Origin of the sequence: Andreprevotia chitinilytica DSM 18519, assembly GCF_000711875.1 — a bacterium.
Lineage (GTDB): Bacteria > Pseudomonadota > Gammaproteobacteria > Burkholderiales > Chitinibacteraceae > Andreprevotia > Andreprevotia chitinilytica.
Genome location: NZ_JONM01000002.1, coordinates 188747 through 214216 on the forward strand (window position 1 = coordinate 188747; position 25470 = coordinate 214216).

Here is a 25470-nt window from a genome sequence, read left to right on the forward strand (position 1 = left end):
ACAGGAATCACGGCAATGGCGTTTTACTGGAAAGCGGATCAAGTCCCTGAACTACAAGGTCTTTCCCGTTGGGAGCAGCGCGTGTTGTTGCGCGGCACTTTCCTCAAGGAGCGCATGATCTCGTCGCTGATCCTGCTGGTGGTGGCCTTGGGTAGCGTGTGGGGCGTGATTGCGCCGCTATTGGCGAAATTCGCGCCCGGCGTGCAGCGCGATTCGTTCCTGTTCTTTGCGGTGATGATCGTCTGGCTACTGGTGCTCATCGGCCTGCGCGACGTGGTGATGATGAACATCCTGCGCCCGAAGATTGCCGCCAAGCGTGCGGCCAAGGTGGCGGCGGAAGTCGCGCAGCTGGAGCGCGAGGGCGACTGAGCGTTTATCCTGGCGGAACCTCCAAGGGTAAAGAGGGCGCAGGCGGCACCGGCCATCCGGCACGGCCCGCCCACACCCTCACGGACCCTTGGTAGAATCGCCGTCTTTCCTATTACAAATCATCGCGATCCCGACCATGCGTACCTCGCAACTTTACCTCTCCACCCTCAAGGAAGCGCCTTCCGAGGCCGAGCTGATTTCGCACAAGCTGATGCTGCGCGCCGGGCTGATCAAGCGCCTGGGTTCTGGTCTTTACACATGGATGCCGCTGGGTCTGCGTGTATTGCGCAAGGTGGAAAAGGTCGTGCGCGATGAAATGGAAAAGGCCGGCGCGCATGAGTTGCTGATGCCCGCCGTGCAACCGGCCGAGCTGTGGCAGGAAACCGGTCGCTGGGAGGTGTTTGGCCCGCAGATGCTCAAGATCAAGGATCGCCACGATCGCGATTTCTGCTTCGGTCCGACGCACGAGGAAGTCATCACCGACATCGCCCGCACCGAACTGCGCAGCTACAAGCAACTGCCGGTGAGTTTCTTCCAGATTCAAACCAAGTTCCGCGACGAAATCCGCCCGCGTTTCGGCGTGATGCGTGCGCGTGAATTCATGATGAAGGATGCCTACTCCTTCCACGCCAATTTCGAGAGCCTGCAAGAGACCTACAAGGTGATGGCGCAGGCGTATTCCAATGTCTTTACCCGTCTCGGCCTCAAGTTCCGAGCCGTGGCGGCAGACAGCGGCGCGATTGGCGGCTCTGGCAGCCATGAGTTCCACGTGCTGGCCGATGCCGGCGAAGATTTGCTCGCCTATTGCCCGGATAGCGATTACGCCGCCAACGTCGAACTCGCTGAAGCGCTCGCGCCGGCCACTCCGCGTGCCGCAGCCAGCGAGCAGATGCGCGACGTGGAAACCCCTAAACAAACCACCTGCGAAGCCGTAGCCGCTTTGTTGGAAATCGGCATCGAACACACGGTCAAGGTCATCGCCTTGGTCGGCGAGGGCGATCAATTCGTGATGGCGCTGCTGCGCGGCGACCACAGCCTGAATGAAGTCAAAGTCACCAAGCTGGCCGGGTTGGGCGAATTCCGCTTTGCTACCGATGAAGAAATCCGTGCCCACCTCAACTGCCCGCCGGGTTTCCTCGGCCCGGTTGGTGTTGGCGCGAATATCAAGGTCATCGCTGACCGAACCGTGGCGCAGATGAGCGATTTCGTCTGCGGCGCGAACAAGCCCAAGTACCACTTGGCCGGGGTCAATTTCGGCCGTGATCTGCCGGAGCCGAGCATCGTTGCCGACATCCGCAATGTGGTTTCCGGTGATCCGTCGCCGGACGGCAAGGGCAAGCTCGAACTGTGCCGTGGCATTGAAGTCGGCCATATCTTCCAGCTGCGCAGCAAGTATTCCGAAGCGCTGAATGCCGTGTTCACTGATGTGGATGGTGCGCAGAAAGTCTTCGAGATGGGCTGCTACGGCATCGGCGTGAGCCGCATCGTTGGCGCGGCCATCGAGCAGAATTTCGACGAGCGTGGCATCAAGTTCCCGGCCGCCATGGCCCCGTTCGAAGTGGCTGTCGTTGCCGTCGGCTATCACCGCTCTGAGGCGGTCAAAACGGCCGCTGATCAGCTGTACGCTCAACTTGTCGCTGCTGGCGTCGATGTCTTGCTGGATGATCGCAACGAGCGCCCCGGTTCGATGTTTGCCGATATGGAACTGATCGGCGTGGCGCATCGCTTCACCATCGGTGACAAGGGTCTGGCCGATGGCGTGGTCGAGTACGTGGCCCGAGCAGGTGGCGAGATGCAAAAAGTGGCGCTGGCTGAAGTTGCCGCGTTTGCCAAAGCGTTGGTCTGAGCGCTATCGGCCTACCGAAATGCCAGGCGTATGATGAAATTGAACACTGGGTAATCTTGAGATGCTGCATCGCTTTTTGCTGGATTACCTGCTGCCGGTTTGTGTATTGGGTTCGTTGTTTGGCTCGCTGATTTATTGCTATTTAACGCATACCTTGTACGAGATTTACAAAACGCACTATCCGGCATTGGTCGCGATGGAGCCGCATCACTATCGGGTTAATCTTGATCAGCCATTCCAGGCGTTGTTCAAGGTTCCCCCGGTATTGAAAAGCGGTGAATGGAAGCAGATTCCGTCCTTGTGGCATCGCCGATTGAGCATGGGTACGCTGTGGTTCTCCCGCTTTGTACTCGTTTGTTTATTTGGAATATTTGTGCCGTTCTTTATCTAGACTGATAGTCCGATTGAATTGTTGTCGATAACCATGAAGCTTCTTCTCTCTCTATTGATCTGGCTGACCGCTGCGTTTGCCTGGGCTGGCGCGCAGGAAGAAGAAGCGTTGTCCGCCTCGGTGCAATCGGCCATGTCCCGCGCCATTGGCGATGGCATGCAGCCGCATCTGGTGTTTGCCAATGCGGCCGAAGGCGAAGTGTGGCTGAACGAGATGTCGGCCCGACTTGCCAAGCGCATTCCGGACGAGTTCATGCGCAAGCGCCTGCTGACCGTGGCGCAATACGAGGCCACCCGCGCCGGGCTCGATCCGCAATTGGTGCTGGGGTTGATTCATGTCGAGAGTGGTTTCAACCGCTACGCCATCAGCCCGGTTGGCGCGCGTGGATTGATGCAGGTGATGCCGTTCTGGCAGCGGCAGATCGGGAATCCGCAGCAAAGCCTGTTCGACCTTGCCACCAATCTGCGTTACGGCTGCACCATCCTGCGGCATTACCTTGATATCGAGAATGGCGACCTGTTCCGTGCACTCGGCCGCTATAACGGCAGCCTCGGTAAGGCGGAGTACCCGAATCTGGTCTACGGCGCATGGAAGAACAACTACGCCTGGGTGCCGCCAACGCAGCAAGTCGCGCAGCGCTGATTTGCGCAGTGTGGATCTGTTTCAAGCCCTGATGTTTCAAGCAGCGGTCTCGCGGTAAAGCCGATTGGCTGTGCCGCTTCGCCATGCTAGTTTTGCCTTCCCGTTTCCATGGAGCATTTCATGTCCATTTGGCACCGTGCCTACACCCTCGCCGAATTAGAGCGCATGTGCGCCGATACGGCGGTTTCGCATCTGGATATCCACTTCACCGAAATTGGCGACGATTACCTGACCGCCACGATGCCGGTCGACTCGCGCACCGTGCAGCCAATGCGCATTCTGCATGGCGGTATTTCGTGTGCCTTGGCCGAAACGCTGGCAAGTTTGGCGAGCAATCTGGTAGTGAATCCGGATGGGTTTTACGCGGTGGGTTGCGAGATCAATGCCAGCCATTTGCGGCCAGCCACGCGAGGTTTGGTCACCGGGACGGCCAGACCGATCCGGCTTGGCAGCAGTCAGCACGTGTGGGAAATCAAGATCGAAAACGAGGCAGGCGGGCTGGTCTGTATATCGCGGATGACGAATGTGATTCGCCGGCGGCGCGATGCGGTGGAGCGGGATTGAGGTTTAAACCCAAATCTTGAACCACAGTACCGTAGGGCGGGTTAGCAGCTTGCTGCATAACCCGCCGCATGTGGCCCTACCAAGGCGGTTCGGCGGGCTACGATGCGATGCATCTAACCCGCCCTACGATGCACCCGGCGTATCAAATACGTCACCACTCAAACCGGCAAATCATCCGGCTTCAGCAAGCGGATATAGCCGCCAGCCAGTTCGATCAAGCCTTCATCCACCCACGCATTCAGCTGCTTGTTCACCGATTCGCGGCTGGCGCCGACCAGATTGGCGATTTCCTGCTGCGTGAGTTTCAAGTCGATCAGCACGCCGTCATCGCTCGAAGAACCATGCTGCGCACCGAGCTGGCGAAGTACTTTGGCGAGTCGTTGCGTCATCGGCAGGAACAACGCGTCCTGCAGCAATTCATCCGCACTACGTAGCCGCTGGCACAGCGCCGCAATCAGTTGGCGCATCACTTTCGGGTGCGATTCGAGGTGGCCCAGCACCATGTCGCGCTTGAGCACCAGCAGCTCACACGGTTCCAGCGCTTCGACGCTGGCCGTGCGCGGGCCGCCGTCGAGCATGGCGATTTCGCCGAAGACTTCCCCGCCTTCCAGAATCGCCAGCGTCGCCTCGCGGCCTTCCTCGTTGGTCCGCACGACCTTCAGCCGGCCATGCAGCACCGCATACATCTCGTGACCGTTGGTGCCTTGGGCAACGATGACCTGCTTGGCTTTGACGCTGCGCAATTCAGCATGCTGCGCCAGTGCTTCCAGCTCGTCGGCCGGCAGTTCGCAGAAGAGGGTGCTGCCGGAGAGCAGTTTGCTTTTGTCCATGAGGCTTTCCTTGGTATGGCGCGGTCAGGAGGAAAAGGCCGCCCACACCGGGGTGTGATCGGAAGGGCGTTCGACCTTGCGAGGCTCGCGGTCGATATCACTTGCAGTGAGGCGGGCAACCAGCGGTGCGGTGATCAAGAGATGATCGATGCGCAGCCCGGCGTTTTTCTTGAACGAGAAGCCCCGGTAATCCCACCAGCTGAACGATTTTTCCGGGTGCTCGAATTGGCGGAAGGCATCGGTCAGGCCGAGGCCGATCAAGCCCTGGAAGGCTTCGCGCTCAGGCGGCGACACCAGCACGCCGCCTTCCCATTTGGTGATGTCGTGCACATCGCGATCTTCCGGGGCGATGTTGTAATCGCCGGCCAGGATCAATTGCGGATGGCGCGTCAGCTCATCGGCGATGTAGGCGTGCAGCGCTTCCAGCCAGGCGAGCTTGTAGGGGTATTTTTCTGAATCGAGCGCCTGACCATTCGGGATATAGGCCGAGATGAACCGCACGCCGCTGATGGTTGCTGCGATCAGACGCTTTTGCGGATCATCGAAATTGGGCAGGTTGATCTGGACATCGGCCAGCGGCTCGCGGCTGATGATGGCGACGCCGTTGTAGGTCTTCTGGCCGGCGAAGGCGACGTGAAAGCCGGCCGCTTCGATCTCGGCCTGTGGGAAGTTTACGTCTTCCTGCTTGGTTTCCTGCAACCCGAGCGCGGTCAGATCCGGGTTGGCGGCCAGCCATTCCAGCACCTGCGGCAGGCGGACTTTAAGACTGTTGACGTTCCAGGTAGCAAAACGCATCGGCATGGGCTCCCGATCAAAGCCGACAGTGTAGCCGAACGGGTGGCGCAGACTGCGGCCGATTACATGCTGTTTCAGTTGGTGTTGCGATGCCGCGCTCAACGCTTCGCGACGTAACCTGCTTTGGATAGCGCTGCGCTCCAGATCGCCCGATCCCAGTTCTTGATGATCTCTTTGCCAATGATCAGCACGGGCGGGCGGGCATTGAACGTGCCGACGATGCTGTAGAACTTGATCGTTTCCGCTTCGGACGCGCCCACATTCTTCACTTCGTACACCACGCTACGCGAATCGAGCAAGCCCAGCGCTTCCTCACAGGGCAGGCCACAGCCTTGGCTGATGTAGAGCGTCACCGTGTAAGTATTCGTGCCGTCCTGCGATGCCGGCGCGCTGGCGAGACCCGTGTTGATGACATTCTGGCGGATCGTCCGCTCGCGCGCGTTCTGGCCGGCCGGCGGCTGGTCGGAATAGAACACGTGGCCGTCCGCATCTCGCCACTGATAGATCTTGGCGTTTGCCAACGTCGCAACCAGGAGGGCAATCAATGCAAGGCTAGGTAGAAACCCTGATTTCATGACCGGATTATCGCGTAAGCGAGGCCAGCCGTTGGTCTGAGTGACGAATGGTCGTTACGGCTCGCAAATCACGCTAAACGCGCATCAGTTCAAGCCGACGATAGCTGCCCCCCAGCGCGGGAGACAGCGCCGCATCGCCCCAGCACCAGCCCGCTGCCGTTGCATAAACCTGCCGGAAATCGATGGCGTATTTCAGGTTGCCGTTCTCCAGATTGGCCAGATCCGGTGCGCCGCCATACAGCCCGCCCTTGACTGCGCCGCCGGTCACGAAATGCACATTGGCCGTGCCGTGATCGGTGCCGCCACTCTTGTTCTCCGCCGCGCGCCGGCCGAACTCTGCATAGCTGGTGATGACCGTATCGTTCCAGCGGTTCAGCTCCGTCAGCCCTGTCTGCAAGGCCGCCAGCCCTTCGGCCAATTCCTTGAGCAAGCGTTGCTGTGTGGCCTGCTGGTTCACGTGGGTATCGAAGCCGGCCAGCGTCAGTCGCAACACGCCGATATGACCATTCTTCGCCAAGGCTTCGACCGCCGTTTTCACCGTTTTGCCAAAACCATGCTCCGGGAAGGTTGTGTTCAGCTGTGGCGCCGGGCCGGCGAGGCCGGTGGCGGCGACGTTCAAATCCTGCTGCACCTTGAGGATATGCGCCAGCGCCGGTGTTCTGGCCGCTTGCTGTGCCATTTGCATGCCACCGCCATTGAGATTGTTGCCGGACAGCACCACCGCTCGCGCGCCGCCGGCCAGCGGCCCTAGTTCCGGGCTGCCGACGATCAAGCCATCCGCCAGCGTATTGCTTGGCAAAGGTTGTTGCCGGAACACGCGCGTCAGCCAACCTTCGTGCAGATATTCATCGCTGGCGGAGGCGGTATCCCAAATCTCGATCGAGCGGAAATGCGACAGGTTCGGTTCCGGATAACCCACGCCTTGCACGATCGCGAGCTGATTCGCCTGCCACAGTGGCAGCAGCGCGGTCATGGCCGGGTGCAAACCGGCGTGATCGGAGAGCTGCAGCACCTGATCACGCGCCACGGCGATCTTTGGCCGTAGTGCGTAATAGCTGGCATTGGCGTAGGGCACGACCGTGTTCAAACCATCGTTGCCGCCCTTCAACTCGATCAGGATCAGCAGCCGGCCCGGTTTGGCATCGCTGCCACTCAGTGCAGCGGCAAACACGGTGGGGGAGAGCGCAACCAAGCCGGCCATGGCGCCCAGTTTCAGTACATCGCGGCGGTTCATCATGGCGGTTTCCTATTTGAGTTGATAACGCGCATCCAGCGCCAAAGCCCGCAACACCGCCGTGCCATCACCTTCCGGCACAGGGTCTGGCGGCAGTGGCAACAAGGCCTTGATCGCGCAGGCTTTCGGGCAGCGATCGTTGAAGCTCGCCAGATCGGGTTCATAAAAACCGCGCTTCATGCGTGGCGGCAGCATGGCGCCGCCTTCCTCGGTATCCGCCCGGAACAAGCGGGCCAGGAATTGCTGCCGTAGCGACAAGGTCTGGCTGTTGATCCAGCTCTCGCCGCCCGGCCAGCCCTTCACATTCGGTGGTGCGAACACATCCTGACCAAGCTGGCGATTGAGGAACAACAAGGGCCGCAGATCAGGCGGCTGCACATCGAACTCACGCAGCGTACCGACGGTGAGGTCGACCGGCGACTTGGTCAGTTGCCCGGCCGACGCATAAAACGCCGGGCTGGTGAACAGCGCTGCCATGAGCGGCTTGATCTCATATTGCTGATCGCGGAATAGCTTCGCCAGTCGCTTCACCTCGGCGGAATCTGGCTCGGGCGAAACGAATTCGCGCCACAGTTTGGTCACCACGAATTCCGCGGTTTCCGGCCGGGCCAGCAGCAGATCGATCACGTCGTCACCGTCGAAATGGCCGCTCTTGCCGAACACCGTCTTGCTGCCGTCATCGTGCTGGCGTGGTCGGTAGAGGAATTCGCCGTTTTCCGGATTGATGCTCCAGCCTGTGAAGGCGCGTGCCGCCTCGCGAATATCCGCCTCGGTGTAATGACCCTCGCCCAGCGTGAACAACTCCATCACCTCGCGGGCGAAGTTTTCGTTCGGCTGGCCTTTCTGATTCCGTGCCCCATCCAGATACACCAGCATCGCCGGATCACGCGCAATGCCATGCAGCAGCCGGCCGAAGTTGCCCAGCGCCTCGCGCCGTAACAGCACGTTCTGCCGATACATCAACTGCGGCGCTTTGACTTTCTCCAGGCTGGAAACGAAGTGGTTATGCCAGAACAAGGTCATGTGCTCGGTGAGTGGCGAGGGCGTGGACAGCATCTCGGTCAGCCACCATTCCCGCAGCTCGATACCACGCTGGCGAAATTGCTTCTGCAGCTCACGCTTCTCGTCCGGGTTCATGTCTTTTAACCGGGCAGGGCGCAGCTGCGTGTCGTTCACCCACTCCGGCGGGGTGGTCTGCGCCACGGTCGGTGATGCTTTGAGCAGGCGGCTGACAGCGACATCCGGCTCCAGCTTGGCGTAATCGGCGATCTGCACCGGCAGGGCATCGAAGCCGCTGCGGTTGAGCAATAGTCGGGCATTCGCGTCGCCCAGCGGCGCGGCACAGGTGGGGCCTGCAAGCAGCAAGGCAAGCGGAAAGACGCAGGCGGGGTAGCGCATGACAAAGCCCGGAAGGGACGCGATGTCAGCTTAACGAGTGAGGCGGTGGGGCGATGACAATGGTATTGAACACGCTTCCACTGATTGTCCATCGGCTGCGGCCGTTCGAGGGTTGGTGCTGAGCGAAGCGATGCCCAACATCACCGCGCAACACACAATGCCTTTCCTTATTAGCTACCAATGTTGGGCCTTATTTCATTCTGCCCAGCCCAACGAAAATAATTCAGCAACCACGCTCGCCGTAGTTGTATGAGGTGTGCCACTCCTTTCTAGAAAATTTGAGCGGTTGAAGTTGGGGATCCACAACATGTCCGTCAATACCAATAAGAGGGAAGGCAATGGAGAATTTCGTTTCGGGGTCAGGGGTATCAACTGGGAAGACCGCATTCATGCATTGCCATTGTCCTTGAGGCAATACTTCATTTAGATCGTGGCTTTGATTGTGAGATCGCTCGGCACCTTGGGGTAGGTTTGAGCACGCGATCTCTGGATTGAGCGTGGTGTCGAAGCTATTGCTTGGGGCGGCCAATACCGTTGCGGGTGTTGATTTTCCATCGATAACAAGGACTAAAGATTCAGGTGCCAAGAAGATTTCATGACCGTGAGCCTGAAAAGCCATGTGTACTATGAATTCATTTTTGGTCGTAGCGTAATTTCGCCTCCTTTTATCGTTTGAACTTATGTCTACCGGGATTATTAGTCCAGCGATGCATGAGGACGATAAAATTACGTCGTTTCTTGGCGAAACGGCAATGTCTAAAGCTGGGGTATGCACAATATCCACAAACGGCCCTATTGGGGCGCTGGTTGTTTCCAATCGGCTGGACAGTCTTTTGTCTTTTTCGATGCTATAGCACCCGGTGAGGCCGAAGGCTGCGATGCTACATATTGCAATGGCTGCTGTTTGTAACTTGAACATGCGTTCTCCAATCAACTGTTCAACGATAGAGGAAGTCAGCATATTTCCAAGTTTGGTCAGCTCGCCCTTCTCTTGTGCCTCGGCTATTTCGCCGGAACGAGGTGTAGGTCGGCACGGGCTTAGCGCGACTGCGTCCGCACATTGATCACCTGCCCATCTACGGTCAGCTGCAACAGCCAGTCACGCCGCGCCTGCGTGCACAACGGCAGCAAGGTCTGGGCCTGCCAGCTGCCATTGGGTTGGCGTTGCAGTGCATAGCGATTCGGCCCCATCTCCATACCAATCATCTGCCAGCTGGCGTGAACATCGCGGGCGGGGCCGGTGACGGTGAGGACGACGGGTTTGCTGCCGATGACGGTGGCTTCGCTACGTAACGTGTAGGTCTGCTGATCGAGTGAGAACATGCACGCGCTGGCGAGATCGGGGCAGGTGACTTCCAGTGCGGGTTTGGCAGGGCCAGCGGCGGAGAAGGGCCGCCAGCCCAGATTGACGGCGAGCAGCACGGACATGCAAACGGCGACCAAGGCGCTCGCGATCAGGCGACCGTTGAGTTTCATTGCCATGCCGCAGAAAGCAGTGCCACACCGTGGCCGCCATGTGTTTGCGCGGTAGCTGCCAGCCCGGCATTCATGCCACCGAGGGCGTAGATCGGGAACGGCCAGCCTTGGCCGACCAGCCCGGCAAAGTCGTTCCACCCGAGCGGTGTTTCGCCAGGGTGGCTGGCAGTATCGAGGACATGGCCGAGCAGGGCGTAGTCGGCACCGATCTTTTGCGCGTGCGCCAGTTCGGCGGCGTTGTGGGTGGAAACACCCAACCGGTCGATGCCACGGGGGCGGCGCTCCAGCGTGGCGGCGATCCGGGCCGGCAGGTGAACGCCATCTGCACCCAGCTCGCGAGCCAGCTCGATATCGCCATGCAGGATCACACGGCAGCCACTGCTGCGGCAGCGGGCGAGGGTTTCGGCGGCGAGGGCGCGGTAGTCGTCTGTCGCCAGTTGCGGCTCACGCAAGATCAGCCATTGCAGTCCCTTGGCCAACCGATCCTGCAGCCGTTGCAACCATTCGTCAGTGCCAATGCCATTGGCATTCGATAGCGCCATGACTTCTGGCAGGATGAGCCCACGCAGGATCGGCCCGTTGGCGGGCAGGATGGGCGACACGGTCAGTTGCCCCGGTCGTTGCCAGGCGAATGCCTGGCCTTCATGCGGCTGCGGTTCGCCTTGCCAGCCGGTTACGCGGAAGAAATGCAGCCGCACGGTGGCGTGTGGGTAAGTAAAGGTTTGCACGATCCAAGGTGTGGCTGCGGTGACGGTAACGCCCATTTCTTCGATCAGTTCGCGCCGCAATGCGTCGAGCGCGGTTTCGCCGGCTTCGAGTTTGCCGCCGGGGAACTCCCAGTAGCCGGCATAAGGTTTGCCGGCCGGGCGGCTGCCAAGCAGGAATGCGCCGTCAGCGCGGATCAGGATGCCGGCGGCGACATTGACGGTTTTACCTTGGCTCATTGGTGCTTTCCTGTATTTAAGTGTTTGATAACACTTGCGAAACTTGAAACATGCCGAATGACATGGATAATGTTTCGAAAACGTCGTGTAAGTTTGGAGCTGGCATGGAGCGTGTGATTGAACTGCAGCATGGGCCGGATCACCGGCTGGTTCGCCAGTTATGCACGCTCGCGGCCGAGCAAACCACCTTATGCAGCATCATCGGATTCTCGCCGCAAACGCTGGTGGCCCGCGCAGGTTGGGGCGGGGCGCTCAACGTGCTGATTGTACAGGAGCATTCCAGCTACCTATTGCGCGGCGGGCGACTCTCGATCTTGCGCGAGTTGACCGAAATGCTGATCGAAAACGGCCGCCCGGCCTTTTTCCTGCCCAGGAAAACCCTGCCGCTGACCGATTGGCCGGCCGAGGACGTTGCACGGTTCCTGATTGCGATTCCGCCGGTTTTGCTGGCCGATAGCACGGTGAACCGGCTGCTGCCTGCGGCGCAGCCGATGCATGGCGAAACCATTGAATTGCTGAGCCCGGTGCAGCAGCCGGCTTGAGTCGGCCCGGCCACCGAAGGTGTCCGGGCTACCTGCCCTGACCTCTACTTAAGCCTTCTGCCCGGCCCAATCACGCGCGAATTGCCACGCCACCCGGCCATTGCGTGCGCCACGGCCTTGCGCCCATTGCAATGCGGCGCGTTCGCTATCCGCATCCCACGTCGCCACGCCGAAGTTGCTGCACCACTGCCGGCAAGCGGTGAGGTATTCATCTTGGCTGAAGCCGTAGAACGAGAGCCACAGGCCGAACCGCTCGGACAGGGCGATCTTTTCTTCGGTCGCTTCGCCGGGGTGGATTTCGCCATCCACGTAGCGCGTCTCGCGGTTTTCCGTGTGGTATTCCGGCAGCAGGTGCCGGCGATTCGAGGTGGCATAGATCAGCACGTTGGCGCTGGGGGCGGCAATCGAGCCATCCAGCGCGGTTTTCAGTGCCTGATAGCCCCAGTCGCCTTCTTCAAAACTCAGGTCATCGCAGAAGATCAGGAATTTCTCGGGCCGCTCAGCCACTTGGGCAACGATATCCGGCAGGTCGACCAGATGGGTCTTTTCCACCTCGATCAAGCGCAAGCCATCGATGCGAAACCCGTTCCAGACCGCCTTCACCAGTGAGGACTTGCCACAGCCGCGTGCGCCGGTCAGCAGCACATTGTTGGCCAGCCGACCGCTCACGAACTGGCGCGTGTTGGCGAGCAGCTTGTCCTTTTGCAGTTCGACGTTCTTCAGGTCATCCAGCCGGACTTTGTGCGGGTGGCGCACCGCCTGCAGATGGCCGCGACCGTGCAGGTTGCGCCAGCGGAATGCTTCGGCGTTCCAGTCGATATCGGGCGGGGCGGCGGGCAGCCAGTCTTCAAGGCGGCCGAGCAAGGTATCGGTGCGTTCGATCAGTTGCAGGAAGTAGGGCGCGAGCGGATGGGGTTGATCCATGATGAGGTGGCAGCGGGAACAAGAAGGAGTGAAAGCGTAAACCCAAGCGTCGCTGTTTGTCGTCGCGAAACAGACACAAGACGGATTGAAAGTGACATAAGTTGCTGTTTTTATTGATTTGTTCTGTTTTTGGCGAGTTTGACGCTGGCATGAAGCCGGTGCTAGAGTGGTTAGGCCGTCGTTGCAATCCTGCCGCGGCGGACGTTCGGTTGTGCAAACAGGCCGGCATGTCCCAAAGGTGTGTCGCGCGGCCGGAGACGACACTCCGGCAACGAGTTATCCCGTCTGGTAGGTAATAGCGGGATGACACCTGTCAGCAAAATCTGCGACGTAGATAGTGAAACCTTCGAAACAAGGAGATCGCAATGCGATTCGACTTCCTGGAAGGCTTAGCGAGTACGGTCAACGATGCGTTGATGAACTTGTTCCGGGCCTTTAAACCCTCTACCCAACTCGACCACGACGATTCGAGGAACCTCGCCCTCGAAAACGCGGAACCATTTCGGTAGCTACCCTGGCCAGGTAAAACGTGATTCCTGAAAGGACAAAGGGGCGGAAACGCCCCTTTGTCCTTTTTCATTTCAGGCTGGGCGGTTCGTGGCTGATTAGCGGTGAGCGGCGGCGAACAGCAGGCGACTATGCTTGAGTGATCCAGAGCCGAACGGGTCTGCACATGACATCCAAGCTGTTTTGTATCGGGATAGGTGTTTGGGTGGCGCTGCTGGCGACGACCAGCCGGGCCGCCGATGTGCTGACGCTGGTGACCGAAGACTATCCCCCGTTCAATATCAGCCTCGATAACGGCAAAGGCGTTGGCGGTGTATCGACCGATATCGTCAGAGCGCTGCTGGCCCGCGCCAATGTTCAGGGGGATATCCACGTCTACCCCTGGGTGCGGGCCTTGCAGATGGCGCGAGACGAAGTGAACACCTGCGTGTATTCCACCAACCGCACGCCCGAGCGGGAGGCGCTCTACAAATGGGTCGGCCCGATGATCGATGACGAGCAGGTGCTGTATGCCCGTGCTGACGAGCCTGTCCGGGTAAAGCAACTGGAAGATGCCCGCTCTGCACGGATCGGCAGTTATAACGGCGCGGCCATGTCCACTTATCTGCGGGGTTTGGGCTTCAAGGTGGAAGATGCGCCGCAGGAACGCCTCAACCCGCACAAGCTGGCAGCCGGCCGGATCGACTATTGGGTGACCGGCGTGCTGACCGGCCAATATCTGGCCAGCAAGGAGGGCGTGACCCATATCAAGCCGGTGCTGACGGTGCGGAAGAACGAGATGTTCATCGCCTGCAATCTGGGGGTGGCTGACACGTTGATAGGCCGCCTGAATTCGGTGCTCGCCGCGATGAGAAAAGATGGCACGCTGGGCAGGATTCAGCAGACGTTTTTTGCCACGAACGGGCATTAGTTTGCGAGGCGTGAGCAGGGCAGGGATGTAAACAACAACGGGGCCTGAGCCCCGTTGCCAGTACCGTTGAACGCTCAGCTTGCGAGTGGAATGCGGATCAACGTGCGCAGCTCGGTGGGCGGCGTGTTGCGCGGGTTATTCAGGTATTCCTCGGTGGCTGGGGCATTACCCGGTAAGAAGCCGTTTTTCGGCAGCCATTCGCTATAGAGCCAGTTGTAGGCAGCCGCTAGCCCGGCGTACGGCCCGATGAATTCGAGCGTGGCGTAACGCTCGCGCGCAATTTGCAGCGGCTCCACGCCGTTGTCCGCTTTAACGCCGGCCGGCAATGTCATGGCCGCAGCTGACTTCAGTTCGTTGACCGGCACGCTTTGCGGGTCGCTGTAATAGATGCCGAACATGCGGTGCCCCTCCAGCGAGACGCCTTGCTTTTGCGTCCAGAGCATCAGCCGCTCAAACGCGTGGCTGATCTCCATGTATGACCCGGTGTGCGGCACGCTGGCGAGCGTGAAGGGGCCGATTTCTTCAATCGTGACGTTGTACATGTTGGGTTCCTCTTCGGTTGGGTGGCCAGAGGCATGCGCGGTACGAAACGAATTGGGCGGTAGCCCATAAGCCTGCCGGAACGCCCGGCTGAACGCGGCCGGTGATTCGTAGCCCGCGCGGTTGGCAACGAGCGCCAACGGTTTGGGCGACGCGATCAACTCGCCAGCGGCCCGATGCAAGCGCAACCGCCTCACCGTCTCCGTCACTGTCTCGCCCATCCAGGCACGCCAGACGCGATGGAAGTGATACGGCGACAAGCAGGCGATGTCGGCCAGCCGGTACAAGTCCGGGTCAGCGTCCAGATGCTGGTGAAGATGGATGATGACCTTCTCCAGACGACTGGCGTAGAGCTGTTGCGTGCTTCGTTTCATGCTGCCTCCTGAACGCCACTTTAGGGCGAGGCGATTTGCAGATTTTGCGGTTTTGCGTGAGATGAAAACATTGTAGGAGCGAGCTTGCTCGCGATTGCATCGACAATCCACCATTGCCATCGCGAGCAAGCTCGCTCCTACAGGATGGCGCTGAATTGGGCGTCAGTTCCCGTAGCCCGGACGGCTTTGCCGGCCGGGGCCGCTGCAGTATCAAGTTCCGGCGGCAAGCGCACTTGGTGGCATCGTCACCCCGGCCGGCAAAGCCGTCCGGGCTACGGAGGCCGGGTCAGGTGACGCCATCGTGAACTGGCCTGCCCTACAAGTTGGAGATGACGTGATTGGTGCTTCTTAAGCCAGCGTAATGGACGGGCCAGCAGCCCCTAATGGCTCGAGCAACGCATCCGCCACGCCATGCTCGGTGATGATGCCGCTGATCTCGGCCAGCGATGCGATCACATAAGCCGAAGCCGCGTTGATTTTCTCGGCCGAGGCCAGCACCACCGTTTCCGCCGCCCGCGCCATCAATGCGCGCTTCATATAGGCCTCTTCGTGATCGCCGGTACTCAAGCCGGCCTCGGCATGCACGCCGGTCACACCCATGAAAAACAAGTCCGCCCGGATATGGCCCAGTGACTCCAGCGCGGCCACCCCGACTGCCACGACAGAATGCTTGAACAAGCGCCCGCCGATCAGGATCACCTCCACGCTCGGGTGTTGTGCCAGCTCGACCGCCACGCTGGGGCTATGGGTGACGATGGTCGCCTTCAGGTCGGCCCGCAGATGCCGCGCCAGCTGCACGGCCGTGGTGCCGCCATCGAGGATCACCACTTGGCCGTCGTTGATCATTTCTGCAGCAACGCGGCCGATGGCGGCTTTGCCATCCGATGCGATCGTGCTGCGGCCAGCGAAGTCGACCACCGCCGGCGAGGCTGGCAGCGCACCGCCATGCACGCGTTGCAGCAAGCCCTCGGCGGCCAGCTCGCGCAGATCGCGGCGGATGGTGTCTTCGGAGAGGTCCAGCTCTTGGCTCAATGTCTTGGCGACGATCTGCCCGTCACGCTGCAGCACGGCGAGGATGTGTTGTTTTCTTTGAGTGGTCAGCATTAATGTATGCACGAAAATTCTTGACGTTGCACGAAATTGCACGATAACTTGGCCGAAGTATAGCACTGCTTGATCCCGCTTTCTTCGCCCAAGAGGTCCGTCCAAATGGAAACACGCCAAATACCCGATACATCGACCCAACGCATCAAGATCGTCGATGTGGAAGTGCTCTCGCACGACTGGTATCTGCTCAAGAAAACCACGTTCGACTACCGGCGCAACAATGGCAGCTGGCAACGGCAAAGCCGCGAAACCTACGACCGAGGCAATGGCGCGACCATCCTGCTCTATAACACCGCGCAGCGCACCGTGATCCTCACTCGGCAGTTCCGCTTTCCGGCTTATGTGAATGGTCATAGCGGCATGCTGATCGAAACCGCCGCCGGCTTGCTGGACGATGCCACGCCGGAGCAGCGCATCAAGGCGGAAGTGGAAGAGGAAACCGGCTACTGCGTGCAAAGCGTACGCAAGGTGTTCGAGGCCTTCATGAGCCCCGGTTCGGTGACCGAGAAGCTGTTCTTCTTCGTGGCCGAATATGACCCGGCTTCGAAAGTCAGTGCGGGCGGCGGGGTGGAGGCCGAGGGCGAGGACATCGAAGTGCTGGAAATCCCGTTCGCGGAAAGTCTGGCGATGATCGGGCGCGGCGAGATCATGGATGGCAAGACCATCATGTTGCTGCAGTATGCGCAGCTGTATTTGTTTGTTGGCTAAAGGGCCAAGTTGAAAAGCAAGTGCGGGTGCTGGTTGTTTTGCCTACCGGACCCAACGTTGCAACGATCCCGGCGTTACGGTTGTGGCGCACATCTCTATCGACTCCCTGAATGATCGCCGTGCTGAGCGGCAATGAAGATGGCCCGGAAATCGTTGACATTAGTCCGCGTCGGCCCGGTGATGACCGAGTCGCCCAGTGCCTGGAAAAAGCGGTGTGCGTCGTTATTCTGGAGATGCTCGGCCGGACGGAGCCCGTGCTCGCGAGCCCGTTGCAACGTATCTGGTCGCAGCAATGCGCCAGCGATTTCTTCTTGCCCATCGACACCGTCGGTGTCGCCCGCGATGGCGAATACCCCAGGCTCACCGTTCAGCGCGATACCGAGCGACAGCAGGAATTCGACGTTGCGGCCGCCGCGGCCATTGCCGCGAACCGTGACTGTCGTTTCGCCGCCGGAGAGCAGCATGCAGGGCGCCTGGAACGGCTGACCGCGACGACTCACCTGCTTGGCGATGCTTGCCATCACCACGCCCACGTCGCGTGCTTCGCCTTCGATGGCGTCGCTGAGAATATGGGCGGCGATGCCAGCCGCGCGCGACTGCGCTGCCGCAGCTTCGAGCGCGAGCTGCGGTGTTGCGATCAGATGCGTTTCGATGCGGGGCAACCGCGGATCGTCCGGTTTCAACGTTTCCGTGCTGCCGCTCGTCAGCAATGCAATGACTGCGGGCGACGCGCAGATTTCGTAGCGACGCAGCACCGCGAGCGCATCGGCGCAGGTCGTTGTGTCGGGGACGGTCGGGCCCGATGCGATGTCGCTCGGGGCATCGGCCGGTACGTCAGAGATGATCAGGTTGACCACCTGTGCCGGATAGCAGGCCGCCGCGAGCCGGCCGCCCTTGATCGCCGATAGGTGCCGACGCACGCAATTCATTTCGGAAATCGTCGCGCCGCTGGCGAGCAGCGCCTGATTGATTTGCTGTTTGTCTTGCAGTGTCAGGCCTGCTGCAGGAAGCGGGAGCAGGGCCGAGCCGCCGCCGGAAATCAGGCAGATGACGAGATCGTCGGCCGTCAGTCCCGCTACGAGTTGCAGCATGCGTTGCGCCGCCTTCAGTCCGTTCTCGTCGGGCACGGGATGCGCCGCTTCGACGATCTCGATCCGCTCGCACGCAACCTGGTAGCCGTAGCGGGTGACGACGAGCCCTTCGAGCTGGCCTGCCCAGTGGTCTTCGACCGCTCGCGCCATCGCCGCTGACGCCTTGCCGGCACCGATGACGATCGTGCGACCGCGCGGCCTTTGCGGCAGGAAGTCGGGCACGCGCAAGGCGGGCTGTGCCGATGCGATCGCAGCGTCGAACATGTTTCGCAACAGGTGGTCGACATCGAGTTCTGTGCTGTTGCTGGTTGGCTGCTGGTCGGTGGGTTTCATCAATACGCTCGCAACGAAGTGAACCGCTCACGGTTGAAGGAAGTGGACATCACGTCTCCAGGACCAAGCGCAGCTACAGACTTATGAGCGCGGCGCAAACATGATGATCGCCATGCCCGCCAAAGCCACCGCGCCGCCGAGCAAATCCCAACCTGTCGGGCGGATGCCATCAACCAGCCACAACCAGAGCAAAGCCATGCCGATGTAGACGCCGCCATACGCAGCATAGGTGCGGCCAGCAGCGGTGGGGTGCAGGGTCAGCAGCCAGGCGAACAGGGTCAACGAGGCTGCGGCCGGCAGCAGCAGCCATATCGAGCCGCCGCGCTTGAGCCACAACCACGGCAGGTAGCAGCCGGCGATTTCGGCTAGCGCGGTGAGCGCGAATAGGAGGGTGGTCTTGAGGAGAGCGCTCATCCGCTGGGCTTAATGCATCGTTGATTTGGAAAACAGATTCATCACCAGCACGCCGGTGATGATCAAGGCAATACCGATCACGGCCGGGGCATCCAGGGTTTGTTTGTAGACCAGCCAGCCCAGCAATGAGATCAGCACGATGCCAACGCCTGACCACATCGCATAGGCAATACCGATTGGGATGGTGCGCAGGGTGAGCGCCAGAAAATAGAAGGCGATGCCATAGCCCGCAACGACGATGGCTGATGGGACCAGCTTGCTGAAGCCGGCGGAGGCCTTGAGGGCCGTGGTCGCGATGACCTCGGCGATGATGGCGATGGCGAGAAAGAGCCAGTTGTACATTGCAGCCTCCAAAAATCCGTGTGGATGGATCGGGCCAGATGGGAATCCGGGCCCGATCCGGCCGCTGCATTCTACGGATCGGGCTGCATGACAGCGCGGTACTAGCTGCGGTAATCCGCGTTGATCTTCACATAGTCATAAGAAAAGTCGCAGGTCCAGACGGTGGCGTTTTCTGTGCCGCGATTCAGTTTCACCGTGATCTCGATCTCGGCTTCCTTCATCACGCGCTGGCCTTGCTCTTCGGTGTAGCTGGCGGCACGGCCGCCTTTCTCGGCCACCAGCACGTCGCCTAGCCAAACCTCCAGCGTGTCCACGTCCAGATCAGGTACGGCGGAATAACCGATTGCGCACAGGATGCGGCCGAGGTTGGGGTCGCTGGCGAAGAAGGCCGTCTTGATCAGCGGCGAGCGGCCGATGGCATAACCAACGGCTTTGCATTCGTCGCGATCCTTACCGCCTTCGACGTTGATGGTCATGAACTTGGTGGCGCCTTCGCCGTCGCGAATGATGGCCTTGGCGAGTGTTTGTGCGACGTCCAGGAGCGCATCGCGGAAGGCGGTGAAATCGGCGCTGGTTTCATCGGCGATTTCGGCGTTCCCAGCCTGGCCGGTGGCGATCAGGATGTAGCTGTCGTTGGTGCTGGTGTCACCGTCAACGGTGATGCTGTTGAACGAACGATCTGCCGTCCACTTCACCAGCTTTTGCAATGCAGCTGGCGCAATGGCGGCATCGGTGGCGACGTAACCGAGCATGGTCGCCATGTTCGGGTGGATCATGCCGGCGCCCTTGCTGATGCCGGTGATGGTGACGGTCTTGCCACCGATCTGGACTTGCTTCGAGGCCGCTTTCGGGGCGACGTCGGTGGTCATGATGGCCTTGGCGGCTTCAGCCCAGTTGGTCGGCTGCAGATCGACGATGGCGGCCGGCAGCGCGGCGATGATTTTCTCGTGCGGCAGCGGTTCCAGAATCACACCGGTCGAGAACGGCAGCACTTGCGCCGGTTCGATCTTCATCAGATCAGCCAAGGCGAGACAGATCGCGTTACCGCGCTCATAGCCGGCAAGACCCGTGCCGGCGTTGGCGTTGCCGGTATTCACCACCAGCGCGCGGATGTCGCTGCGTTCTTCCAGGTGCGTGCGGCAGATGCGTACCGGGGCAGCACAGAACTTGTTGAGTGTGAACACCCCCGCTGCACGCGAGCCTTCTGCCAACTTGATCACCAACACGTCTCGTCGGCCCGCCGTCTTCACACCGGCAGAAGCAATGCCGAGTTCCACGCCAGCGACGGGGAAGAGCTTGGAGGGATCGAGTTCGGGCAGGTTGACGGGCATGGTAGTCCTCGGCTGAGTTGGGTTGAAACGGCGGGGTTGGAACGAGGGCAGATTGTACCCGGCCGACCGGGCATTTGTGCGTTGCGGCAGTGCGTTAAGAATTCGTAAAAGTTTCCAGTCGTGACAATTCACATGGCGTTAATCAGTCACAGCGGGCGGGGGCAGCATTTTCTTAGGATGCATTCCACCGGGATCGCGCCCAGCGGTAATCGAACCGAATCGGCGCTCGACCCGAATGCTTCTCAAAAGGAGAGCCTGCATATGAAATACTTCAAACACCTGCTCGCTGCTGTCGCTTTTGGCGCAGCAACCACCGCGGCCTTCGCTGGCGATACCTACCTCTACGGCGACTTGGGCCAATCCACCTATCAGGATAACGATGCGGTCAATCGGCTGAACCCCGGCGCATCGGCTGACAAATCCGATTTCGGTTTCAATCTCGGTGCCGGTTATCGCTTCAACCAGAATTTCGCGGTTGAAGGTGGCTATTTGAATCTGGGCAAGATGAACGTCAATAGCGCCTCCGGCCACGGCGATTTCAAGGCGCAAGGTTTGGCCTTCCAAGCGGTTGGCAGCGTGCCGCTCGGTGATCGTTTCAGCGTGTATGGCACGCTGGGCCTGAACCCGCTACAAGTGAAGACCAGCTTCCCGACCAGTTCCAGCAGCGGCTGGCGTGTCGCACCCAGCGCAGGCCTGGGCGTCGGGTTCAAGGTGAATGATCAGGTTGGTCTGCGTGCCGGTTATGCCCGCTACTTCAACGTAGTGGACGACAACGGCATGAAGTCGGATGCAGACTTGCTGTCGGCTGGTCTGACTTACTCGTTCAAGTAATTCCACGCAGTGATCGCACCAAAGCAAAACGGGCCTTTTGGCCCGTTTTGCTTTTTCTGGTCGAGCCAAATTGGTCGATCTAAATCTAGCGATTCAGCAACTTGCGCAACGGCGTAGGAATCCCCGCTGCCAGCGCTTCCGGATACGAGAACCAACGCAGCTCGTCGTCGCGCAATGCATTGCACGGCCCGGTGATGACGGCCGGTTGCGGCGTGATGGTCAGCCGGAAATGGGTGAACACATGAGTGAAGTCTGCCAGTGCCGGTTCGAGCTCAACACGCAAGCCAAAGCGTTCCCGGCAGGCGTTTTCGGCATCGAGCGTGCTGCCTGTTTCCGGCAAGCTCCACAGCCCTCCCCAGATGCCGGTAGGTGGACGGCGTTCCAGTAAGACCCTCCCGGCGTCGTCATGGATCAACAGCATCACCGTACTGCGTTCCGGTACGGCTTTCTTGGGTTTGGCTGTCGGTAGTTCGAGCTGACGGCCGGTGGCTTTGGCGATGCAATCGTCGCTCAACGGACAGGCGAGGCAAGCGGGTTTCTTGGGCGTGCACACCGTTGCGCCGAGATCCATTTGCGCCTGCGTATAGGCCGGCATGTCAGTCACGTTGGTTGGCAACAGCGATTCAGCCAGCAACCAGAGTTTGTTCTCGATGGCTTTCTCGCCGGGGAAGCCGGCGATGCCGGCCCAGCGCGTCAACACCCGTTTGACGTTGCCGTCGAGGATGGCGCTTTGCGTGTTGAACGAGAACGCGGCAATCGCAGCGGCGGTAGAGCGGCCGATGCCGGGCAGCTCGGCGATCTCGGCCGGCAAGTGCGGGAATTGGCCGCCAAAGCGTGCCATGACCATTTGCGCGGCGGCGTGCAGGTTGCGGGCGCGGCTGTAGTAGCCAAGACCGCTCCAATGGGCGAGCACGTCGTCTTGCGTAGCGGCGGCCAGATCAGCGATGGTGGGGAAGCGGTCGAGAAAACGCTGGTAGTACGGAATGACCGTGGCGACCTGCGTTTGCTGCAGCATGATTTCGCTGAGCCAAACGCGATACGGATCGGAGACCTGCCACGGCAAATCATGACGGCCGTGACTGGATTGCCAGCCAATCAGGCGGGCGGAAAACGTTGCGGCGCTCATTTCTTCTTGGCGGCCTTCTTTGGCGTGGCTTTTTTATCGGCTGGCTTCGCCTTGGCCGGGGTTTTTTTCGGCGCTTGCTCTGCTTTCTGCCGCGCCAGGATCTGATCCTTGAGGTTGGCGTAGTCGATCTTGTATTGCGGCGCATCCAGCGTGCCGGCCAGCGTGATCGGCAGTGTCAGCCCGACCAGACCTTTCAGCTCCGGCACCTTGGGGTTGGCGCTGGCGGACAGTTTGTAATCGACGGCGTTGTCCGACAGGTTGAGTGTGCCGCCGCCCTTGAGCTGCAGTACGCCGGCCGAGACATTCAGATCGCTGTTGCTGGCGAGGCCGTGCTTGAGTTGCATGGTGGCGTTCAGTTCAGAAAAGCGCGTGCGGGCGTCGAGATTGAGCAGTTGCGTTTGCGAACCTTGCAGCGCCTTCAATTGCTGGCTGGCGGTGCGCAGCAGCGCTTCGATGTCGATACCGCGAATCGCGCCCTTGTTGAGCAACACCCGCACATTGCCACCTGCCGTGCGTTTGAGGTCGGAAGGGCGGTCGCCCACGGCCGAAATATCGAGATCGAGATGACCACGGCCTTCGAAGCGGCTGGTGTCGAGCACGTCGGCCAGTAGCGTGTTGACGTTCATATTGGTCAGCTTTTGCGTCACGCGCCAAGCAGGGGTCTTGTTGCTGGCATCGACTTCGAGCCGGCCGGCCAGCTGGCCTTCATATAGCGTGGCGGAGAGCGGGTCGAGCGTGAGCTTGCGGTCGTGCGCATCGAGCTTCATCGACAGATCGTCGACGTGCAGTTTTTGCATCACCAGCTCGCCAATCTGCACTTCGCCCTGCGCGTTGAGCGTGTTGAGGAAGCCCAGATCAAGCGCGGTATCGTCCTTGACCGACTTCGCGCCCTCGGCAACCGCTGGCAGATAGGGGCTGAGGTCGAGCTTGGCGAGGTCGAACTGGACGCGATAGCGCGGCTTCACGAAGTCGTCGAGATTGAAGCTTGCTGCCAAATGCGAGTGGTCGAGCTCACCGGCGCTGGTGACTTGCAGCGATTCGTTGCGCAAGTCGAGCAGCGCATCGCCAGTGAGCGAGAGCGGGATTGCGCCGCGTGGAAGGGCCTTGTGGGCATACAGCCCGTCGAGCTTATACGCCGGCATCCGTGCCAACGTGCCGCTGTGCATGTCCAGCGGGCTCTTGAAGTTGAGTTGCAGCAACTGGTGGGGCGTCTGCAGCCGGACGTTGAGCGCTGCGTCATCCGCATGCATGGTGCCTTGCGGCGTGGCCGAGAGTGCAGGCAGAGCCACGTTGGCGTTGAACTGGGCGGTATGGCTCTTCATATCGACCTTGACGCCCATGCGATACAAGCCAAGCAGATTTTGCGTGTAGCGAATTTCCGGGATGTTGATCTCGCCCTGCCATTGCTGATCGGCGCGCTGGCCACTGCCGGAGAGCTTGAGATCACCACCAGTCAGTCGCAGTGGCTGCCAGCCATAGACGAGGTTGCCGACGGCGGAGACCTCGACATTCTTCAGGTCGACACCCGGGCGGCTGGCGCCGTCTTGCGTCAGGGCGAGATTCAGCCCCGCCACCAGAATGCGTCGCTCGTCCTGGTGATAACGCATCGCGGCAGTGGCCTTGACCCGCCCTTGCCAGATCGGTGCCTGGGCAGTGCCAAGTAGCAGGCGGCCATCGATATCGAGCCGGCCTTTGCTGGGGTCGGCGAGGTTGTCCATGGTGAAGTCGAGCGGGCCGAGTTCGGCGCTTTCGCCCAGGAACTGATCGCGATAATCGAAGCGCGCGCCGGTGAAGTTGAGGCGGTTCAGGGCGAACTGCAGCTTGTTGTTGGGATCGTGCGGGCGCAATAGATCGTCGAAGTTGTAGCTGCCGTCGGCGTGGCGTTCGATCTTCAGCTGCGGGTTTTCAAAATCGATGGCTTCGATTTCCAGCTTGCCATGCAACAGCGGCCACGGGGCGAGGGTGATCTTGACCTGGTCGGTGCGGGCGAAGACGGTGCGGTTGCCGGGTTCCGTCAGCCGGGTGTTCGACAGCAGCAATGCCGGGCGTGGCAACAGGACGACGCGGGTACGACCATCGATCAGCAGGGCGCGCTGCGTATCACGCTCGATCTGCGTCGTGAGGAGCGTGCGCATCCAGTCGGCCTCGAAAAAATACGGGCCGATACCTGCAAGTGCCACCAGCATGGTGACGAGCAGTAGACAAAGCCGGAAGGGGCGGGAGTGGCGCAGGTCCATATGATTGATTGGTTTGACCAGCTGAGGATGCGGGCGATTATCAACTAACACCCGGTCGAAATCATAGTGCTAATATTTGCCGCAATAGCCGCTTCTTTCGTCCTCAATCGTCTCCATTTGCGCGAGTTCCCGCCAAAATCATGCTCCACACTACTGAAATCAAGGTCCGCGGCTATCACCTCGACCTCTATGGCCACGTCAACAACGCCCGCTATCTGGAGTTTCTGGAAGAGGCGCGCTGGAATCTGCTGGAAGAGCGTGGCGATATCAGCTGGTTCATGCAGCAGCAGCTGGCGCTGGTCGTTTCGCGCATCGATATCCGTTATAAACGACCGGCGACGATGGGGGACGTCATTGTCATCGAAACCCGGCTCGATCGCATCGAGGAGCGCACCGGCGTGATCGTGCAGCGCATCGTGCGAGCGGACAACGGCAAAGTCGTGGCCGAGGCCGACGTCACCATCGCGGTGGTGCATCCCGACACACAAGGTGCACTCATGATCGAAGGCGAGCTGGCTACGCGGCTTGGGGCGTTGATTGTGGAGACCGCAGAATGATGATTCGCCGCTGGCTGGTTCTGGCAACCTTGTTGCTCGCCGCGTGCATGAACGTGCCGGATCATTTCGAGAAGCCACGCGTCAGCCTGGCCGGCATCGAGCTCAAGGAAGTCGGCCTGCTGGAGCAGCGCTTCGTACTCACCTTGCGGCTGCAAAACCCCAACAACATTTCGATTCCCATCGATGGCCTGGATGCCGAGCTATCCATTGCCGACAAACCGCTGGCGCAAGGCGTGTTGCGGCAACATGTAACTTTGCCGGCGCTGGGCGAAGCCACCGTGCCGATCGAAGTCACCGCCAACTTGCCGGCGCTGATCAAGGCATGGCGAGCCTTGCAGCAGCGGGGCAGCTACCGGCTGACTGGCAAGCTTTTCGTGCCGTTGCGCCCGGATGGCGTGCCGTTCGACCACACCGGCGAGTTGCCGATGCTGAACGATGTACTGAACAAGCTCGTCCCTGGTTCCACCAGCTTCTAAGTGCAGCGGACAAAGCCGCCCTGGCATTGTTGTGCAGTCATGCCGTACAAATAAGT

29 protein-coding genes are annotated in these 25470 nt (G+C 60.2%); 12 read left to right on the forward strand and 17 right to left on the reverse strand.

What is annotated here, in order from left to right; translation table 11 throughout:
- The first annotated feature begins 15 nt into the window (after window positions 1–15).
- The 5 genes from BR41_RS03645 (at window position 16) to BR41_RS03665 (ending at window position 3812) form a co-directional block, all read left to right on the forward strand.
- Entirely contained in the window at window positions 16–369 is a 354-nt protein-coding gene (locus tag BR41_RS03645) for a hypothetical protein (protein ID WP_035052969.1), read from the forward strand.
- 136 nt (window positions 370–505) lie between these two features.
- Entirely contained in the window at window positions 506–2215 is a 1710-nt protein-coding gene (locus tag BR41_RS03650) for a proline--tRNA ligase (protein WP_035052978.1), read from the forward strand.
- Window positions 2216–2276: 61 nt separating this feature from the next.
- Window positions 2277–2606: a hypothetical protein gene (locus tag BR41_RS03655; protein ID WP_035052986.1), complete on the forward strand. Its 330-nt coding sequence runs from the start codon at window positions 2277–2279 to the stop codon at window positions 2604–2606.
- A 33-nt stretch (window positions 2607–2639) separates the two neighbouring features.
- Window positions 2640–3248: a lytic transglycosylase domain-containing protein gene (locus tag BR41_RS03660; protein ID WP_035052988.1), complete on the forward strand. Its 609-nt coding sequence runs from the start codon at window positions 2640–2642 to the stop codon at window positions 3246–3248.
- 120 nt (window positions 3249–3368) lie between these two features.
- Entirely contained in the window at window positions 3369–3812 is a 444-nt protein-coding gene (locus BR41_RS03665; RefSeq protein WP_035052990.1) for a hotdog fold thioesterase, read from the forward strand.
- A 158-nt stretch (window positions 3813–3970) separates the two neighbouring features.
- Here BR41_RS03665 and BR41_RS03670 read toward each other — a convergent pair whose 3' ends face one another.
- From BR41_RS03670 to BR41_RS03700, 8 genes are all read right to left on the reverse strand, one after another.
- Window positions 3971–4642, reverse strand: a complete 672-nt coding sequence (locus BR41_RS03670; protein WP_051710001.1) for a Crp/Fnr family transcriptional regulator — start codon at window positions 4640–4642, stop codon at window positions 3971–3973.
- 24 nt (window positions 4643–4666) lie between these two features.
- Window positions 4667–5437: an exodeoxyribonuclease III gene (gene xth / locus BR41_RS03675; protein ID WP_035053659.1), complete on the reverse strand. Its 771-nt coding sequence runs from the start codon at window positions 5435–5437 to the stop codon at window positions 4667–4669.
- A gap of 98 nt (window positions 5438–5535) precedes the next feature.
- Window positions 5536–6012, reverse strand: coding sequence for a glutaredoxin family protein (locus tag BR41_RS03680; RefSeq protein WP_084186821.1), 477 nt, complete (start codon window positions 6010–6012; stop codon window positions 5536–5538).
- A gap of 73 nt (window positions 6013–6085) precedes the next feature.
- Window positions 6086–7249 carry a DUF1501 domain-containing protein gene (locus tag BR41_RS03685; protein WP_211251651.1) on the reverse strand — a complete coding sequence of 388 codons (1164 nt, stop codon included), beginning with the start codon at window positions 7247–7249 and terminating at the stop codon, window positions 6086–6088.
- A 9-nt stretch (window positions 7250–7258) separates the two neighbouring features.
- Window positions 7259–8644 (reverse strand): DUF1800 domain-containing protein, encoded by a 1386-nt coding sequence (locus BR41_RS03690; protein ID WP_084186822.1) that lies wholly within the window; start codon window positions 8642–8644, stop codon window positions 7259–7261.
- Between the two features lie 223 nt (window positions 8645–8867).
- On the reverse strand, window positions 8868–9563 hold the full coding sequence (locus tag BR41_RS23945) for a hypothetical protein (protein WP_156970539.1): 696 nt from the start codon (window positions 9561–9563) through the stop codon (window positions 8868–8870).
- 119 nt (window positions 9564–9682) lie between these two features.
- Window positions 9683–10120 (reverse strand): hypothetical protein, encoded by a 438-nt coding sequence (locus BR41_RS03695; protein WP_035052994.1) that lies wholly within the window; start codon window positions 10118–10120, stop codon window positions 9683–9685.
- Entirely contained in the window at window positions 10117–11064 is a 948-nt protein-coding gene (locus BR41_RS03700) for a Nudix family hydrolase (protein WP_035052996.1), read from the reverse strand. The genes BR41_RS03695 and BR41_RS03700 overlap by 4 nt, the downstream gene beginning before the upstream one ends.
- A gap of 104 nt (window positions 11065–11168) precedes the next feature.
- On the opposite strand from BR41_RS03700, the gene BR41_RS03705 reads away from it, so the two are divergent.
- Window positions 11169–11606, forward strand: coding sequence for a hypothetical protein (locus tag BR41_RS03705; protein ID WP_035052998.1), 438 nt, complete (start codon window positions 11169–11171; stop codon window positions 11604–11606).
- Window positions 11607–11654: 48 nt separating this feature from the next.
- Here BR41_RS03705 and BR41_RS03710 read toward each other — a convergent pair whose 3' ends face one another.
- Window positions 11655–12530 carry an ATP-binding protein gene (locus BR41_RS03710; RefSeq protein WP_051710003.1) on the reverse strand — a complete coding sequence of 292 codons (876 nt, stop codon included), beginning with the start codon at window positions 12528–12530 and terminating at the stop codon, window positions 11655–11657.
- A gap of 365 nt (window positions 12531–12895) precedes the next feature.
- Here BR41_RS03710 and BR41_RS23950 point away from each other — a divergent pair, with 365 nt between their 5' ends.
- Both BR41_RS23950 and BR41_RS03715 read left to right on the forward strand, forming a co-directional pair.
- Complete coding sequence (locus tag BR41_RS23950) at window positions 12896–13039, forward strand: hypothetical protein (protein ID WP_156970541.1); 144 nt, start codon at window positions 12896–12898, stop codon at window positions 13037–13039.
- 164 nt (window positions 13040–13203) lie between these two features.
- Window positions 13204–13947, forward strand: coding sequence for a substrate-binding periplasmic protein (locus tag BR41_RS03715; RefSeq protein WP_051710006.1), 744 nt, complete (start codon window positions 13204–13206; stop codon window positions 13945–13947).
- Window positions 13948–14021: 74 nt separating this feature from the next.
- Here the strand turns inward: BR41_RS03715 and BR41_RS03720 are convergent, their stop codons facing one another.
- Both BR41_RS03720 and BR41_RS03725 read right to left on the reverse strand, forming a co-directional pair.
- A complete protein-coding gene (locus BR41_RS03720; RefSeq protein ID WP_035053000.1) occupies window positions 14022–14861 on the reverse strand; it encodes an AraC family transcriptional regulator in 840 nt (279 codons plus the stop codon).
- 348 nt (window positions 14862–15209) lie between these two features.
- Window positions 15210–15965 carry a DeoR/GlpR family DNA-binding transcription regulator gene (locus BR41_RS03725; protein ID WP_035053003.1) on the reverse strand — a complete coding sequence of 252 codons (756 nt, stop codon included), beginning with the start codon at window positions 15963–15965 and terminating at the stop codon, window positions 15210–15212.
- Window positions 15966–16070: 105 nt separating this feature from the next.
- On the opposite strand from BR41_RS03725, the gene BR41_RS03730 reads away from it, so the two are divergent.
- Entirely contained in the window at window positions 16071–16676 is a 606-nt protein-coding gene (locus BR41_RS03730; protein ID WP_051710014.1) for an NUDIX hydrolase, read from the forward strand.
- Window positions 16677–16771: 95 nt separating this feature from the next.
- Here BR41_RS03730 and BR41_RS03735 read toward each other — a convergent pair whose 3' ends face one another.
- From BR41_RS03735 to argJ, 4 genes are all read right to left on the reverse strand, one after another.
- On the reverse strand, window positions 16772–18100 hold the full coding sequence (locus BR41_RS03735; RefSeq protein WP_035053006.1) for a glycerate kinase type-2 family protein: 1329 nt from the start codon (window positions 18098–18100) through the stop codon (window positions 16772–16774).
- An 81-nt stretch (window positions 18101–18181) separates the two neighbouring features.
- Window positions 18182–18514 (reverse strand): YnfA family protein, encoded by a 333-nt coding sequence (locus BR41_RS03740; RefSeq protein WP_035053007.1) that lies wholly within the window; start codon window positions 18512–18514, stop codon window positions 18182–18184.
- A 9-nt stretch (window positions 18515–18523) separates the two neighbouring features.
- Complete coding sequence (locus tag BR41_RS03745) at window positions 18524–18856, reverse strand: DMT family transporter (RefSeq protein WP_035053009.1); 333 nt, start codon at window positions 18854–18856, stop codon at window positions 18524–18526.
- 101 nt (window positions 18857–18957) lie between these two features.
- Window positions 18958–20187 (reverse strand): bifunctional glutamate N-acetyltransferase/amino-acid acetyltransferase ArgJ, encoded by a 1230-nt coding sequence (gene argJ, locus BR41_RS03750; protein ID WP_035053016.1) that lies wholly within the window; start codon window positions 20185–20187, stop codon window positions 18958–18960.
- Between the two features lie 261 nt (window positions 20188–20448).
- Here argJ and BR41_RS22670 point away from each other — a divergent pair, with 261 nt between their 5' ends.
- Window positions 20449–21018 carry an outer membrane beta-barrel protein gene (locus tag BR41_RS22670; RefSeq protein ID WP_051710017.1) on the forward strand — a complete coding sequence of 190 codons (570 nt, stop codon included), beginning with the start codon at window positions 20449–20451 and terminating at the stop codon, window positions 21016–21018.
- A gap of 85 nt (window positions 21019–21103) precedes the next feature.
- On the opposite strand, the gene mutY is transcribed toward BR41_RS22670, so the two are convergent.
- Entirely contained in the window at window positions 21104–22144 is a 1041-nt protein-coding gene (mutY, locus tag BR41_RS03760; RefSeq protein ID WP_035053018.1) for an A/G-specific adenine glycosylase, read from the reverse strand.
- Window positions 22141–24381 (reverse strand): AsmA family protein, encoded by a 2241-nt coding sequence (locus tag BR41_RS03765; RefSeq protein WP_035053020.1) that lies wholly within the window; start codon window positions 24379–24381, stop codon window positions 22141–22143. The genes mutY and BR41_RS03765 overlap by 4 nt, the downstream gene beginning before the upstream one ends.
- A gap of 140 nt (window positions 24382–24521) precedes the next feature.
- On the opposite strand from BR41_RS03765, the gene BR41_RS03770 reads away from it, so the two are divergent.
- Together BR41_RS03770 and BR41_RS03775 are read left to right on the forward strand one after the other, a co-directional pair.
- The gene (locus BR41_RS03770) at window positions 24522–24938 is read left to right on the forward strand and encodes an acyl-CoA thioesterase (protein ID WP_035053022.1); all 417 of its coding nucleotides are present in this window, start codon (window positions 24522–24524) and stop codon (window positions 24936–24938) included.
- Complete coding sequence (locus BR41_RS03775) at window positions 24935–25414, forward strand: LEA/WHy family protein (protein WP_051710019.1); 480 nt, start codon at window positions 24935–24937, stop codon at window positions 25412–25414. The genes BR41_RS03770 and BR41_RS03775 overlap by 4 nt, the downstream gene beginning before the upstream one ends.
- Window positions 25415–25470 lie beyond the last annotated feature (56 nt).